Annotated in this window: 10 protein-coding genes; 4 read left to right on the top strand and 6 right to left on the bottom strand. The window is 61.1% G+C overall.

Features of this window, described 5'->3' with window-relative positions; genetic code table 11:
* Window positions 1-71 precede the first annotated feature (71 nt).
* From uvrA to LDN70_RS10685, 3 genes are all read right to left on the bottom strand, one after another.
* Window positions 72-2,996, bottom strand: coding sequence for an excinuclease ABC subunit UvrA (gene uvrA / locus LDN70_RS10695; protein WP_223940303.1), 2,925 nt, complete (start codon window positions 2,994-2,996; stop codon window positions 72-74).
* Window positions 2,997-3,061: 65 nt separating this feature from the next.
* Complete coding sequence (locus tag LDN70_RS10690; RefSeq protein WP_142939244.1) at window positions 3,062-3,442, bottom strand: GntR family transcriptional regulator; 381 nt, start codon at window positions 3,440-3,442, stop codon at window positions 3,062-3,064.
* A 154-nt stretch (window positions 3,443-3,596) separates the two neighbouring features.
* Complete coding sequence (locus LDN70_RS10685; RefSeq protein WP_223940302.1) at window positions 3,597-4,406, bottom strand: trans-aconitate 2-methyltransferase; 810 nt, start codon at window positions 4,404-4,406, stop codon at window positions 3,597-3,599.
* Between the two features lie 71 nt (window positions 4,407-4,477).
* Between LDN70_RS10685 and LDN70_RS10680 the strand changes: the two genes are divergently transcribed.
* Genes LDN70_RS10680 through LDN70_RS10665 form a run of 4 tightly spaced genes read left to right on the top strand, consistent with a single transcriptional unit; the run spans window position 4,478 to window position 10,293 of the window.
* Entirely contained in the window at window positions 4,478-7,012 is a 2,535-nt protein-coding gene (locus LDN70_RS10680; protein ID WP_223940301.1) for a DEAD/DEAH box helicase, read from the top strand.
* Window positions 7,013-7,038: 26 nt separating this feature from the next.
* Window positions 7,039-8,412 (top strand): CoA transferase, encoded by a 1,374-nt coding sequence (locus LDN70_RS10675; RefSeq protein WP_223940300.1) that lies wholly within the window; start codon window positions 7,039-7,041, stop codon window positions 8,410-8,412.
* A gap of 32 nt (window positions 8,413-8,444) precedes the next feature.
* Complete coding sequence (locus LDN70_RS10670) at window positions 8,445-8,957, top strand: GNAT family N-acetyltransferase (RefSeq protein ID WP_142939255.1); 513 nt, start codon at window positions 8,445-8,447, stop codon at window positions 8,955-8,957.
* Window positions 8,950-10,293, top strand: coding sequence for an alpha/beta fold hydrolase (locus LDN70_RS10665; protein ID WP_223940299.1), 1,344 nt, complete (start codon window positions 8,950-8,952; stop codon window positions 10,291-10,293). Before LDN70_RS10670 ends, LDN70_RS10665 begins: the two co-directional genes overlap by 8 nt.
* Here LDN70_RS10665 and LDN70_RS10660 read toward each other — a convergent pair.
* The 3 genes from LDN70_RS10660 to uvrB all read right to left on the bottom strand — a co-directional run bounded on the left by LDN70_RS10660 (window position 10,290) and on the right by uvrB (window position 14,965).
* On the bottom strand, window positions 10,290-11,642 hold the full coding sequence (locus tag LDN70_RS10660) for an MFS transporter (protein ID WP_223940298.1): 1,353 nt from the start codon (window positions 11,640-11,642) through the stop codon (window positions 10,290-10,292). The genes LDN70_RS10665 and LDN70_RS10660 overlap by 4 nt on opposite strands.
* A 29-nt stretch (window positions 11,643-11,671) precedes the next feature.
* Window positions 11,672-12,700, bottom strand: coding sequence for a TerC family protein (locus tag LDN70_RS10655; RefSeq protein WP_142939258.1), 1,029 nt, complete (start codon window positions 12,698-12,700; stop codon window positions 11,672-11,674).
* Window positions 12,701-12,868: 168 nt separating this feature from the next.
* A complete protein-coding gene (gene uvrB / locus LDN70_RS10650; protein ID WP_142939259.1) occupies window positions 12,869-14,965 on the bottom strand; it encodes an excinuclease ABC subunit UvrB in 2,097 nt (698 codons plus the stop codon).
* Window positions 14,966-14,968 lie beyond the last annotated feature (3 nt).

Raw genomic sequence — 14,968 nt, 5'->3', positions numbered from 1 at the left:
GCCGCTACAGGAATACTTCCAAGGTCGCGGAGATATTCCCTGACGGCCTTCCGGCCGCCCTTGAGTAGCTATCAGAGAATCTCGGCCAGGAAGGTCGCCGTGTGGCTGTCCGCGGATTTGGCCACCTGTTCCGGCGTTCCTGTGGCCACGATCTTCCCGCCGCCCGAACCACCATTGGGACCAAGGTCCACAATCCAGTCCGCGGATTTGATGACATCCAGGTTGTGTTCGATGGTGATCACGGTGTTGCCCTTATCCACCAAGCCCTGAAGAACCAGGAGCAGCTTACGTATGTCCTCAAAGTGCAGGCCCGTGGTGGGCTCATCGAGGACGTAGATGCTGCGTCCGTTCGACCGCTTCTGAAGCTCGGCTGCCAGCTTCACGCGCTGCGCCTCGCCGCCTGAGAGTGTGGTTGCAGGTTGGCCAAGCCTGACGTAGCCCAAGCCCACATCCACCAAGGTCTTCAAATGCCGTGCGATGGGGGTGAAGGCAGCGAAGAACTCGGCACCTTCTTCAATGGGCATGTTGAGGACGTCCGCAATGGTCTTGCCTTTGTAGTGAACCTCAAGGGTTTCCCGGTTGTACCTGGCGCCGTGGCACACTTCGCAAGGAACATAGACATCCGGCAGGAAGTTCATTTCGATCTTCAGTGTGCCGTCGCCCGAACAAGCCTCGCAGCGCCCGCCCTTGACATTGAAGGAGAAGCGCCCCGGCTGGTAGCCCCGCACCTTGGCTTCGGTGGTCTCAGCAAAGAGTTTCCGGATGTTGTCAAAGACACCGGTGTACGTAGCTGGGTTGGACCGGGGTGTACGGCCGATGGGGCTTTGATCAACGTGGACCACCTTGTCCAGGTGCTCGAGTCCAGCAACTGTGCGGTGGCGGCCTGCAACCTGCTTGGCTCCGTTGAGCTTGTTGGCGAGGACCTTGTAGAGGATTTCGTTCACCAACGTGGACTTGCCGGATCCACTGACACCAGTGACCGCCGTGAAAAGTCCCAGGGGGAACGTGGCGTCAACATTGCTGAGGTTGTTCTCCCGGGCACCTACAACCTTGAGTTCACGCTTTTTGTCGTACTTACGGCGTTTGGTGGGGACATCGATCTTGCGACGACCGGACAGGTAGTCACCGGTCAGTGACTCCGTGTTTTTCAGCAGCTCCTTGTAGGTACCGGAGTGCACTACCTGGCCGCCGTGCTCGCCGGCACCCGGTCCGATGTCCACCACCCAGTCGGCTTCGTGGATGGTGTCTTCGTCGTGCTCCACGACGATCAGGGTGTTACCGAGGTCCCGGAGGCGCGTGAGCGTCTCGATGAGCCGCCGGTTGTCCCGCTGGTGCAAACCAATGGATGGCTCATCCAAAACATAGAGGACACCCACCAGGCCAGAGCCAATTTGGGTGGCAAGACGGATGCGCTGAGCCTCACCGCCCGACAGGGTTCCCGAAGGGCGTTCAAGGTTCAGGTACTCCAGTCCAACGTCCAGGAGGAAGGTCAGGCGGGCCTGGATCTCCTTCAGGACCTGGTTGGCAATCTGGGCTTCCCTGTTGGTCAGGGTAAGGCTGCCCAGGAACTCCGCGCACTCACGCATGGGCAGGGCTGCAACCTCGGCGATCGACTTACCGTTGATGAGCACGGACAGCGAGGCAGGGTTGAGGCGGGCACCGTTGCACTCGGGGCACGGAATCTGACGCATGTACTCTTCGTACCGGTCGCGGGCCCAGTCGGAGTCTGTTTCTCCGTGCTTGCGGTGAACGTACTGTATGGCACCCTCGAAGCCGGTGCTGTACTTACGCTCGCGGCCAAAGCGGTTCTTGTACTGGACAACCACCTTGTGGTCCTTGCCGTGCAGGACCGTATTCCGGATGTCCTTGGGCAGTTTCTCCCAGGAGGTCTTCATGGAGAAGCCCAGCTCGTGCGCCAGCCCCTCAAGGAGACGGTTCCAGTACTCCGTGGTGGCTGTGCCAAGGGCCCAAGGGGCAATGGCACCCTCGCCAAGGGACAACTCGGGATTGGGAACAATCAGTTCTTCATCCACTTCCAGCCTGGTGCCGATGCCGCTGCAGGCAGAGCAGGCGCCAAAGGGGTTGTTGAAGGAGAACGAACGGGGTTCGATCTCATCGATGGCCAGGGGGTGTTCGTTGGGACACGCCAGGTTCTCTGAGAAGGCGCGGATACGGTTGGGGTCCTCGGCCTCGAGGTCCACGAACTCCACCAGCACACGGCCTTCAGCGAGGCCGAGGGCGGTCTCGACGGAATCAGTGAGGCGTTGGCTGATCTCTTCCTTGACCACCAGGCGGTCCACTACAACTTCAATGGTGTGCTTGAACTGCTTGCCGAGTTTGGGCGGATCGCTCAGCTGAACCAGCTCGCCGTCTACGCGGGCGCGGGAATAGCCCTTCGCCGTCAATTCCTTGAAAAGATCGACGAACTCACCCTTGCGTCCTCGCACAACGGGGGCAAGGACCTGGAATCGGGTACCCGGATCCAGTTCCAGGAGCTGATCCACAATCTGTTGAGGTGTCTGCCGGGCGATAGGCTCGCCACAGACAGGGCAGTGCGGACGACCGACGCGCGCCCACAGCAAACGCATGTAGTCGTAAATCTCGGTGATGGTGCCCACCGTGGACCGTGGATTCTTGCTGGTGGACTTCTGGTCGATGGATACCGCCGGAGACAGACCCTCGATGAAGTCGACATCAGGTTTGTCTACCTGGCCAAGGAACTGACGTGCATATGCGGACAATGACTCCACGTAGCGACGCTGGCCTTCGGCGAAGATGGTATCGAAAGCCAGGGAGGACTTGCCGGAACCGGAGAGTCCTGTGAACACGATCATGGCGTCGCGCGGTAGGTCGAGGTCCACGTTGCGCAAATTGTGTTCCCGGGCACCCTTAACCACCAAGCGGGAAAGGTCCGGCTTGGCGGGTTTGGTATCGGAAAGAGCGGGGACGCCGTTCAAGGCGTCCATGGCGGTATCTTCAGCTAAGGCTTTGGGCACCTACCAATGCTAATCGAAAACTTCTTCGAATTTCCATGTCGTGCCTCACATGCTACTGATCGGTATCAGTCGGCGTCGTATGCGGCAGCAAGAAGCTGCACTGCCTCGGCGAATGAAGCTCCCTGGGCCTTCGAGGCGGCGGCGTATTCAGCGGCGACACCTGCCAGCGCGCCCCAACGGTCATCCCGCGCGCAAACCACGGTGCCGTTGCGCCCGCGGGTAGCCACGACGCCTGCTGCTTCCAATTCTTTGTATGCACGGGCCACGGTGTGGGGTGCGACGTCCAAGGCCCCCGCCAGATTGCGAACAGGAGGAAGCTTGGCGCCGACAGCCAGGACTCCTGCATCAATGAGTTCGATGATCCGGAGTCTCAACTGTTCAAAGAGCGCAACAGCACTGCCGGTATTGGGTCGCCAGTTGCCTGGAAAATCTCCGGTGGGAGTCACAGTGAACTCCGGCCTGGTGCCGGGTCCATCCGGGGAATCTGGTGTTCGAAGCGTCCTTGGTCCATGCCGAGAATTAGACCAGCGACGCGGGCAACGGACAAGCCGTCACGGTGCGGGAAGGTGAATACTACCTGCGGCGAAGAGTTCTGCAAGTTCATTCCGGCTTGTGCGCTACGGCAAATATGCGACGAAATGGGTAGACCGTTCCGTGGTTCGTTGAAGGGTAGGCCTGACGCAGAAGGGCGGCATACTGGCCTTCGAAATCAGCAGCCTCTTCCGCCGACAAAGCTGCCAACACAGGACGCAGTCCCGTGCCGCGGACCCACTCCAGTAACGGGTCCTCCCCCTGCAGAACCTGGAGGTATGTGGTCTCCCAAGCGTCAGCCGCACATCCGGCGTCGAGCATGATTCCCAAGTAGTCCGCAGGACTGCCCACTGCGCCATCGTGCCGGAGCACGCCGCCAAGCCGCCCGGACCACTTTGGGGATTCGGCCAATTCCCGCATAAGTGTGTGGGACGGGGACGTAAAGTTGCCCGGCACTTGCATGGCAAACCAAGCCCCGGGTTTAAGAGCGCGAAGCCAGCCGGGCATCAAGTCCAGGTGCCCGGGAACCCATTGGAGGGCAGCATTGGTGACCACCACGTCCGTCTCCGCATCCGGTTCCCAGTCCGCGATGTCACCTTGCTCGAAAGTTAGCCTGGCCGGCGTCTGGTGGTGGGACCGCTGCGGGAGGTACTCCTCCTTCAGGGATTCTGCCCGGAGCAGCATTTCCTCCGACGAATCGACGCCCACAACGTGGGCTTCCGGCCAACGCTCGGCAAGGGTTGCCGTCAGGTTTCCCGGGCCGCAGCCGAGGTCAACCACCCTGCCCGGTTGGACGGACCGCACCCTGGCAACGAGGTCATGGAATGGCCTGTCCCTATGGTTGCCGAACTCCACGTATTTGGACGGATCCCACTTCACTGAAAGCCTCCTCGCCTCTGCCACCCTTGCTGGGCTGAGCCTAAACCGTCCGGGCACTAAGCTGGAAACCAATGAAACTTCTTGAGCAGCTCCCCGGTACCACCTCCACCGGCCGTTTGGACCCGGACGAAATCTACACACGGTTTGTCGAGTGGACCGAGAGCCGCGGGTTGCAGCTCTACCCGGCCCAGGACGAGGCCATCATGGAACTCGCCTCCGGCGCGAACGTCATCCTTGCCACCCCCACGGGCTCCGGCAAATCCTTGGTAGCAATCGCAGCGCACTTCGAAGCCATGGCACGGGGCCAGCGGAGCTACTACACAGCTCCCATCAAGGCCCTGGTCTCCGAAAAGTTCTTTGCACTCTGCGAGATCTTCGGCGCCGAAAACGTTGGCATGATCACCGGTGATTCCGGCGTAAACCAGGATGCCCCCATCATCTGCTGCACAGCGGAAATCCTGGCCAATATCGCGCTCCGCGAAGGATCGGCGGCAGAGCTGGGCTCGGTGATCATGGACGAATTCCACTTCTACTCCGACCCGCAACGCGGTTGGGCGTGGCAGGTACCGCTCTTGGAACTCCCCCAGGCGCAGTTCCTCCTGATGTCCGCAACCTTGGGTGACGTTTCACGGTTCGAGACGGGCCTGACTGAGCTGACGGGCCGGACCACCACGACAGTGAGTTCGGCAGAGCGTCCCATTCCGCTGCACCACTACTACCACCTGACGCCTGTACACGAGACGCTGGAAGAACTCCTCTCAACCAAGCAGGTTCCCGTGTACGTGGTCCACTTCAGCCAGGCTGAAGCCATTGAGCGCGCCCAGAACCTCATGAGTATCAACATGTGCAGCCGGGCAGAGAAGGACCGCATCGCCGAGCTGATCGCGGGATTCAGGTTTGCCGCTGGTTTCGGAAAGACCCTCAACCGGCTGGTCCGCCACGGCATTGGCGTCCACCACGCAGGCATGCTGCCGAAGTACCGCCGGCTAGTGGAACAGCTCGCCCAAGCCGGCCTCCTCAAAGTGATCTGCGGAACCGACACTTTGGGGGTGGGCATCAACGTGCCCATCCGGACAGTGCTGTTGACGGCTTTGAGCAAGTACGACGGCGTACGCACCAGGCCTCTCAACTCCCGTGAGTTCCACCAGATTGCCGGCCGTGCAGGACGGGCAGGCTACGACACCGCAGGCACCGTGGTGGTACAGGCTCCGGACCACGTGGTGGAAAATACGAAAGCCATGGCCAAGGCCACTGCCAAGTTCGGCGATGACCAGAAGAAACTGCGCCAAGTAGTTAAGAAAAAGCCTCCGGAAGGATTTGTGTCCTGGGGCGAGCCCACGTTCAAACGGCTCGTCGAGTCTGTACCCGAGCCCTTGACGTCAAGCTTCACCATTACCCATGCGATGCTGCTGAACCTCATGGAACGTCCGGGCGACCCCTTCCAGGCAACCCGGCGCCTGCTCAGTGAGAACCATGAAAGCCGGCCTGCCCAGCTCAAACTGATGAAAAAAGCCTTGGGGATCTACCGGGAACTTCTGGCGGCGGGTGTAGTGGAACGCATTCCGGAGGAGGAGCAGGAGGCCGAGGGACGCTCAGTCCGGCTGACTGTCCACCTGCAGGCAAACTTTGCCCTCAACCAGCCGCTCTCCCCCTTTGCACTTGCTGCCTTGGAGCTGCTTGATCCGGAGTCTCCCTCCTACGCCCTGGATGTTGTCTCTGTCATTGAGTCAACACTGGAGAAACCTCGACAGATCCTCTCCGCCCAGCAAAAGAAGGCGCGGGGCGAGGCGGTGGCGGCCATGAAGGCTGACGGTATCGAGTATGACCAGCGCATGGCCATGCTGGACGAAGTGACCTATCCCATGCCGTTGGCGGAGATTCTTGGCGAGGCCTTTGAGGTATACCGCAAGGCAGCGCCTTGGGTGGGCGACTTTGAACTTGCTCCGAAATCGATCATCCGGGATATGTACGAGCGCGCCATGAACTTTGGCGAGTTCGTTCAGTTCTATGGCCTGGCCCGATCCGAAGGCATTGTCCTGCGGTATCTTGCCGATGGCTTCCGTGCGCTGAGGCAAACAGTTCCTCAGGATTCCCTTCGTGAGGATCTTGAAGATCTCATCGCTTGGTTGGGCGAGCTGGTGCGCCAAGTGGATTCCAGCCTGCTGGATGAGTGGGAAGAGCTGACGTCCGGGCTCGCCCCCACGCCCCATGACGCTCCCCCGCCCCCGCCGCCGCTGTTGACCGCCAACATCCGGGCCTTCCGGGTGATGGTTCGCAATGAGATGTTCCGCAGGGTTGAACTTTTTGCCGACGAGGACTCCGCCGCGTTGGGCGAACTCGACGCCGATGCCGGCTGGGATGCGGAGCGGTGGGAAGAGGTCTTGGACGACTACTTCGACGAACATGACGACATTGGCACCGGTCCTGACGCGCGGGGTCCTGGTTTGCTCATCATCAATGAGGAAACGGGCACGTGGAAGGTCCGGCAAATTTTCGACGATCCCGCGGGCAACCACGACTGGGGAATCTCTGCCGACATCGACTTGGCGGCGTCCGATGAGACCGGCACCGCCGTGGTCCGGGTGACAGACGTCAACAGGCTCTAGGTACACGTGCAATGGAACCCGGCGCCATGGAATCCGTCCCCGATCTGACCTCCGGCCTGCGCGGGGTGGAAGCCCTGCGCAAGGAACAGCCGGCGGCCTGCAGTGGTTCACGTCGGTGGTGGGGTGGCAGCTTGGACGTCGAGGGTTTGGCGCTCGGTTCGGTTCAAAGCGCCGCCACAGCGCTCAACGCACTGACAGGTTCCCCGGGGAGATACTCGGTTGACTCAGGGCTGACGGCAGCATCCTTCGATTCGCTGGGGCACCTCCGGATTGGGGGCCGCAAGCCCCAGGGCTTCGCGCCCGCATCCGGGTTCCGGCGCACTGCGGACGGCTGGATCCGCCTTCACGCCAACTATCCCCATCATGCAGCCCGGTTGATGGAAGCGCTCTCGGCGACCGTTCCGCAGGACGTGGACAACGCGTTGTTGTCCATGACCTCCTTGGAGGCGGAGACTGCAATCGTGGCACACAAGGGTGCGGCTTCCGCTGTCCGGCGCCGCGATGCATGGGTCTCATCCCCCATGCACTCTGCGGCAAGCTCCGGCCCTTGGGTCAGCCTGTCCCTCTCTGATATTGCGTCCTTGGGTTCGAAGGCCTCGTCATGGGCGCCGTCTGCGGACCCGCTCCGGCCCTTGGACGGGCTGAAAGTGCTCGACCTGACGCGCGTCATCGCCGGGCCCACGTCAACGCGCCTTTTAGGTGCGCTGGGTGCGGACGTTTTGCGTATCGACCCGCCCCTCCTTCCGGAGCTGAGCGAAGCCTTCATCGACGCCGGGTTCGACAAGCGCAGCGCCGAATCGGATCTCAGGAAGTCGGACCACCTGGCAGCTGTCCACGGTCTTGTTGCCTCCGCGGATGTGGTGATCACCGGGTACCGGGCCGGCGGCTTGGACAGATTCGGTTTATCTCCCGCTGCCCTGCTCGCTGCGAGGCCGGAGCTCGTGGTGGGCACCCTGACAGCTTGGGGCACTAGCGGCCATTGGCGGGAAAGGCGGGGCTTTGACAGCCTGGTACAGGCGGCTTGCGGAATAGCGGAGCGGTATGGACAGAAGCACGACGACGGGTGGAAACCCGGGGCGCTCCCGGTACAGGCCCTGGACCACGCCACAGGTTACGGACTCGCGGCGGCGGTGTTGGCTTTGCTGGCGGAGCGATCAAGGACTGGAGCCGGTGGATCTGCGAGTCTCTCTTTGGCACGGACGGCAGAGGAGCTGTTCGCCTTGCCTTCCGGGTATCAGGGCATCCCTGTGAGCTCACTGCGGGAGCCGAACCTCCTGGGAGCAGAGAGCCCCTACGGCCAGCTCACGTTTGTAGGGCCGCCTCTTCTGGTTGAGGGCGCCCCACTCAGGTATCGGCAGCCGCCTGTTCGTTACGGAACGTCAAAGCTTGCCTGGCGGTAGGAAGCCCGCGGGCCCCTAGTAAGCTCGAATGCATGAGTGTAATCCGCCCCGCCACCATTGAAGACGTCCCTGCCATCCTTCGGATGATCCACGACCTTGCGATCTACGAAAAGGAACCGGACGCCGTGAAGAACACCCCGGCCATGCTCACCGAAGTACTCTTTGGCGAGAATCCACGTGTCTACGCCACCATTGCGGAAAACAGTGCGGGCACAGTTCAGGGTTTCGCGCTCTGGTTCCTGAACTACTCCACCTGGGAGGGCGTCCACGGCATCTATCTTGAGGACCTCTACGTGGTTCCGGATGCCCGTGGCGAGGGCCACGGGAAGGCGCTCTTGCAGTATCTGGCCACCACCGCCGTCGAACGCGGTTACGCCCGGGTGGAGTGGAGCGTCCTGAACTGGAACGAACCCTCCATCAACTTCTACAAGAACCTCGGTGCATTCCCAATGGAGGAATGGTCAACGTTCAGGCTGACGGGCGACGCACTCCAGGCGTACGGGACGAGCATCGGTGAGGCGAAAGAGGCTCTCACCCATGGCTGAATCGTCAGTGGCTGACCAGCGGCCCTCCGCCGGCGGGCACCGCATCCAAGCCCGCCACGAATTTCGTGGACTCCGGACGGCGGAGCATTATTTTACGGTTCCCTTGGTGCACCAGGAGCTGGTCCCCGAAGAGACGATCACCATCTTTGCGCGGGAATACTCTTCCACCAGCCATTCGCCGCAAGAGGCCGCCAAGCTGCCGTGGCTGCTGTACCTCCAGGGTGGGCCAGGCGGCCGGGGTAACCGCGTCACGTCACTGTCCGGCTGGATGAAGGCGGCCGCCAAGGACTTCCGCATCCTGATGCTTGATCAACGCGGCACGGGTTTATCCACTCCGATTGAGCGGCAGTCATTGGAGCTCCGTGGCGACGCCGCAGCGCAAGCGGACTACCTGACCCATTTCCGCGCTGATTCCATCGTGGCCGATGCCGAGTACATCCGGGGCGTTCTGGGCTCCGGGCCGTGGTCGGTGCTGGGACAGAGCTTCGGTGGATTCTGTGCGCTGACGTATCTGTCCTTTGCGCCGGAGGGTTTGCGTGAGGTGCTGATCACCGGTGGCCTGGCCCCGCTCCACGGTTCAGCAGACCGCGTTTACCAGGCAACGTTCCGTCGGGTTGCCGCAAGGAACGCCGAGTATTTCTCGTGGTACCCGGAGGACCGGGAAAAGGTCACGCGAATCGCCCGTCATCTGGAGCAGCACCCTGAACTCCTGGCCAGCGGTGAACGGCTGACTCCTGAGCGTTTCCAGATGGTGGGATCCTTCCTGGGCGGAAACACCAGGGTGGATGGGCTCCACTACCTTCTGGAAGACGCGTTCATCAGCACGCTCACCGGTGAGCGGTTGTCCGAATCTTTCCTGGAACAGGTACGGGCACTCGTGAGCCGTGCGGCCAATCCGCTCTATGCCGTCCTGCACGAATCCATCTACGGCCAAGGCGAGGCAACCAATTGGGCTGCTTGGCGTGTTCTTGAGGACTACCCGGAGTTCAAGCCTGAAGTAGTCGAGCCGCTGCTCACGGGAGAAATGGTTTACCCCTGGTACTTCGAACAGGATCCGGCGCTTGTTCCCCTGCGGGAAGTCGCCGAACACCTCGCGGCCCGGAAAGACTGGAAACCGTTGTATGACCCCGCCCGGTTGGCATCCAACAGCGTGCCCGTAGCGGCAGCCGTGTACAAAGACGATATCTACGTGGACCACGATCTCTCGCTGGAGACCGCTGCAGCCGTGCGAGGTCTTCAGGCCTGGGTCACATCGGACTTCCACCATGATGGCATCGGTGAAGACGGTGAGGGCATCTTCAGGAAGCTCTTGGGCATGGTGCGCGCCCAGCGCTAGGTGGATGTGTTCTCCAGTGGTCCGCTCCCCGCGGCCGACGTACGCTGGCGGACAGCAATGACGGCCGTCAAGGCCAACACTGCTGCCGCCAGAAGGCTTGAAGCGATGTTGAGCCCCTGATAGCCGATCCAGGCTAAGAGCAGGCCGGACGTTGCGCCGCCGAGTGCTCCTGCGGCACCCATCAGGGTGTCCGAGACGCCTTGCACAGTGACCCGTTGTTCGGGTTCGACGCTTTCGGCCAAGAGCGTTGACCCGGCAATGGTTGCCGCAGACCATCCCAGTCCGAGGAATATCAGCCCCACAGTGACCAACACAGGTTCACGCTGGCCGAATCCGGCGATGAACACCGCCACCAACAGGAGCCCGTGCCCCATGGCAATGGTCTGGAAGCGGCCGGCCTTGTCCGTCAGCCACCCCCAGAGGGGCGACAGGGCGAACATGCCGGCAATGTGAAGGGAGATCGTTAGCCCAATAACCACCAGGGCATCCGTGCTGTCCGTGGTCCCACCATGGTGTCCATCATGGCTTCCACCCACAAGCTGTTGGAGATGCAGCGGTGTCATGGACATAACGGCCACCATGACGCCATGGGCGGCGACGACTGCCGCCAGCGCCAACACCGCCTGGGGTGATGCACGAACGGCGCGAAGACCGGACCGGATGGTACCCCGGACGGGTTGCGCCCCTGGATCGTCACCAGCCCCAACGTGAGCAGCCAGCCGACGGGACAGCAGTAGTGGATCCGGCCTCAAGCCTGCGAACAACAGTCCGGCTGCCAGGAAAAGTCCCACAGCGGAGAACACGAAGGGACCTGCGATGGGCGGCAGGCCAAGTGCCTCCCCCACTGCGGCTCCGGGCTGGATCAGGTTGGGCCCAGCCACGGCTCCGATGGTGATGGCCCAGACCACGGTGGACAATGATCGGCCCCGGCGCTCCGGTTCAGCGAGGTCGACGGCGGCGAACCGGGCCTGCAGGTTAGCGGCAGTGCCCAGGCCGAGGAAGGCTGCGCCCAGCAAAAGTAGAACGAAAGACTGGCTCATGACTGAGGCGATGATGAGCAGTGCACCGACCATCGCAGCTACCAACCCGGTGACAAGGCCCACGCGCCGTCCGCGGGCCTCAGCCAAGCGAGCCAGCGGCAGTGCTGCGATTGCGGCAGCCAGTGTCAGGACGGTGGTGATGGATCCCGCCCAGGCTTCGGATCCGGACAAATCCACGGCCAGCAAGGACCCAATGGAGAGTGTGGCGCCATTGCCGACGCCGCTGAGCAACTGCGCGGAACTGAGCAGGAAAACAGTACGGCGCTGAACCCGTTGTGGGTCCAGCGCCGTAGTTGAAGTGGTAGTCACTTCACGAGACTACAACTTTTGGAGGTCAGTTACTCTGCCTCGCTCATGCTCTTGCGTGCGTCCTCTTCCAAACGCGCATCCAGCTTCGCCTGGCGTGCTGCGGGGCTCATCAGGCTGGCTACGACAGCAATGATGATGGTACCGACAATGACGGCCAACGATACGTAAGTGGGGATCTCAGGAGCCCACTCAATGTGCTGGCCGCCGTTGATGAACGGGAGCTCATTGACGTGCATGGCGTGCAGGACAAGCTTGACGCCGATGAAGGCCAGGATCACGGATAGGGCGTGCTTGAGGTACACCAGACGTGTCATGAGCCCGCCGAGGAGGAAGTACAGCTGACGCAGGCCCATCAACGCGAAGATGTTCGCCGTAAAGACGATGAAGGCGCTCTGGGTCAGGCCGAAGATAGCGGGGATGGAGTCAACGGCGAACAGGAGGTCGGTCAAGCCAATGGTCACGAAGACGATCAGCATGGGGGTGAAGACCTTCTTGCCGTCCACCACCGTGCGGATTTTGTTGCCGTCGAACTTCTCGGACATCGGCAAGACCTTGCGGAGGCGACCGATCAGCGGGTTCTCGGCGCCCTCTTCTTCGTCTTCACCGGAATCCTTGGCTTGCTTCCACGCAGTCCAGAGGAGGAACGCGCCGAAGATGTAGAAGACCCAGCTGAACTGCTCGATCACTACTGCACCCAGGGCGATGAAGATTCCGCGAAGGATCAGCGCGATGATGATGCCCACCATCAGCACTTCCTGCTGGTACTTACGGGGCACCGAGAAGCGGGCCATGATGATGATGAACACAAAGAGGTTGTCGATGCTGAGGCTGTACTCAGTGACCCACCCTGCGACGAACTGGCCCCCATATTCGGGACCGGCGAATGCGAACATGGCTACTGCGAACAGCAGCGCCAGTCCTACATAGAAGCCGACCCAGAGGCCGGCTTCCTTCATGGAAGGTTCGTGGGGACGCTTGACGACCAACAGGAGGTCGATGAGCAGGATGATTCCGAGAACGACAAAGGAGCCGATCTCAAACCAGACGGGAAGCTGCATTAAAGGTGCCTTTCGCAGGGTACGGGAAAGCGGTGTAAGTCTCTCCGGCCTGCCAGGGTGCGGTGAATGCAAAAATTGGCGGCCCGCTAGATCCGGCGAGGCATCTGTGCCTTGCGTGCTGACGGATGTAGCGCTTGGGATACTCCCCTACGTGACCTAAACCTTACCTTAGGCGTGCCCGGCGGACTGCATCTGGCGTAATTCGCGCTTCAACTCCTTGACTTCGTCACGGATGCGGGCGGCGACTTCGAACTGGAGTTCTGCAGCCGCCCCGTGCATCTGTTCTGTTAGTTGCTCAATGAGGCCCACAAGGTCTTCGGCTGGAGCTGCGGCAAGACCGTCCTGGCGTACGGTGGCGGCACCCTTTGCGGACGTCTTGCGCTTGCCCCCCTTGGCGAGCCGGTTGTTATTGAGCAGTTCCTGGGTGTCTGCGTCTTCCTTAGCCAGCTGATCGGTTATGTCGGCAATCTTTTTGCGCAATGGCTGAGGATCAATGCCATGGTCCGTGTTGTACTGAACCTGGATGGCGCGGCGTCGGTTGGTCTCCTCGATGGCGTGGGCCATGGAGTCGGTGATCCTGTCCGCGTACATATGGACTTGGCCGGACACGTTACGCGCTGCGCGGCCGATGGTCTGGATCAAGGAGGTTGAGGATCGCAGGAACCCTTCTTTGTCAGCGTCGAGGATACTCACGAGGGAAACTTCAGGCAGGTCGAGGCCTTCACGGAGGAGGTTGATGCCAACCAGGACATCGAACACGCCCATCCGGAGTTCGCGGAGCAGTTCCACACGCCGCAGGGTGTCGACGTCGGAGTGCAAATACTCAACCTTCACTCCGTGGCCCACGAGGTAGTCCGTCAGGTCCTCCGCCATGCGCTTGGTGAGCGTGGTGACAAGAACGCGTTCATTCTTCTCCGTCCGGGTCCTGATTTCACCGAGGAGGTCGTCGATTTGACCCTTGGTGGGCTTGACCACGACCTCGGGATCGATAAGGCCGGTGGGGCGGATGATCTGCTGGACGTAGCCGTCGGCTTTGCCGAGCTCGTACTTACCCGGCGTTGCGGACAGATAGACGGTCTGGCCGATGCGCTCCAGGAATTCGTCCCACTTCAGGGGCCGGTTGTCCATGGCCGAGGGAAGGCGGAAGCCGAAGTCCACGAGGTTCCGCTTGCGGGACATGTCGCCCTCGTACATGGCACCGATCTGCGGAATGGTGACGTGTGATTCATCCACTACCAGAAGGAAATCATCAGGGAAGTAGTCGATCAGGCAGTGTGGCGCCGTTCCGGGTTCGCGGCCATCGATATGGACGGAATAGTTCTCGATGCCGTTGCAGAAACCCATCTGCTGCATCATTTCGAGGTCGTATGTTGTGCGCATCCGCAGCCGTTGGGCTTCGACAAGCTTGTTTTGGCCTTCGAGGACCTTCAAACGGTCAGCAAGTTCGTCCTCAATCCGCTTGATGGCGCGGGCCATCCGCTCCGGACCAGCCACGTAGTGTGAGGCCGGGAAAACATACATTTCTTCTTCGTCCCGCAGCACTTCGCCGGTGAGGGGATGGAGCGTTTGAATGTTCTCGATCTCATCGCCGAAGAACTCAATCCTGATGGCGAGTTCTTCATACATGGGAATGATCTCCACGGTGTCGCCGCGGACCCGGAAGGTACCCCGGTGGAAATCCATGTCATTCCGGGCGTACTGCATGGAGACAAACTTCCGGAGAAGGTGGTCGCGGTTCATCTCTGCGCCCTTGCGGAGCGTGACCATGCCGGCGATGTATTCCTCGGGCGTGCCCAGGCCATAAATGCAGGAAACCGTGGCCACCACGATGACGTCGCGTCGGGTCAGCAACGCATTGGTGGCGGAGTGACGGAGTCTTTCCACTTCCTCATTGATGGAGGAATCCTTCTCAATGAAAGTATCCGTCTGCGCTACGTAGGCCTCAGGTTGGTAGTAGTCATAGTAGGACACGAAGTATTCCACCGCGTTGTTGGGCAGCAGTTCCCTGAACTCATTGGCCAGCTGCGCGGCGAGTGTCTTGTTTTGGACCATCACCAGGGTGGGTCGCTGGACCTGTTCGATGAGCCACGCCGTCGTTGCACTCTTACCTGTACCTGTGGCGCCAAGGAGGACAACGTCTTTTTCGCCGTTGTTGATTCGCTCGGTCAGTTCCGCGATAGCGGTGGGCTGATCGCCGGCAGGTTTGAATTCACTGATTACTTCGAAGGGCGCGACCACACGGTTGATCTCCTGGGCAAGACTCATATA

The organism is Arthrobacter sp. StoSoilB22 (assembly GCF_019977315.1).
In the GTDB taxonomy this organism is placed as follows: Bacteria; Actinomycetota; Actinomycetes; order Actinomycetales; family Micrococcaceae; genus Arthrobacter.
The sequence above is the reverse complement of the archived record's forward strand: the minus strand, read 5'-3'. Positions and strand labels throughout refer to the sequence as shown.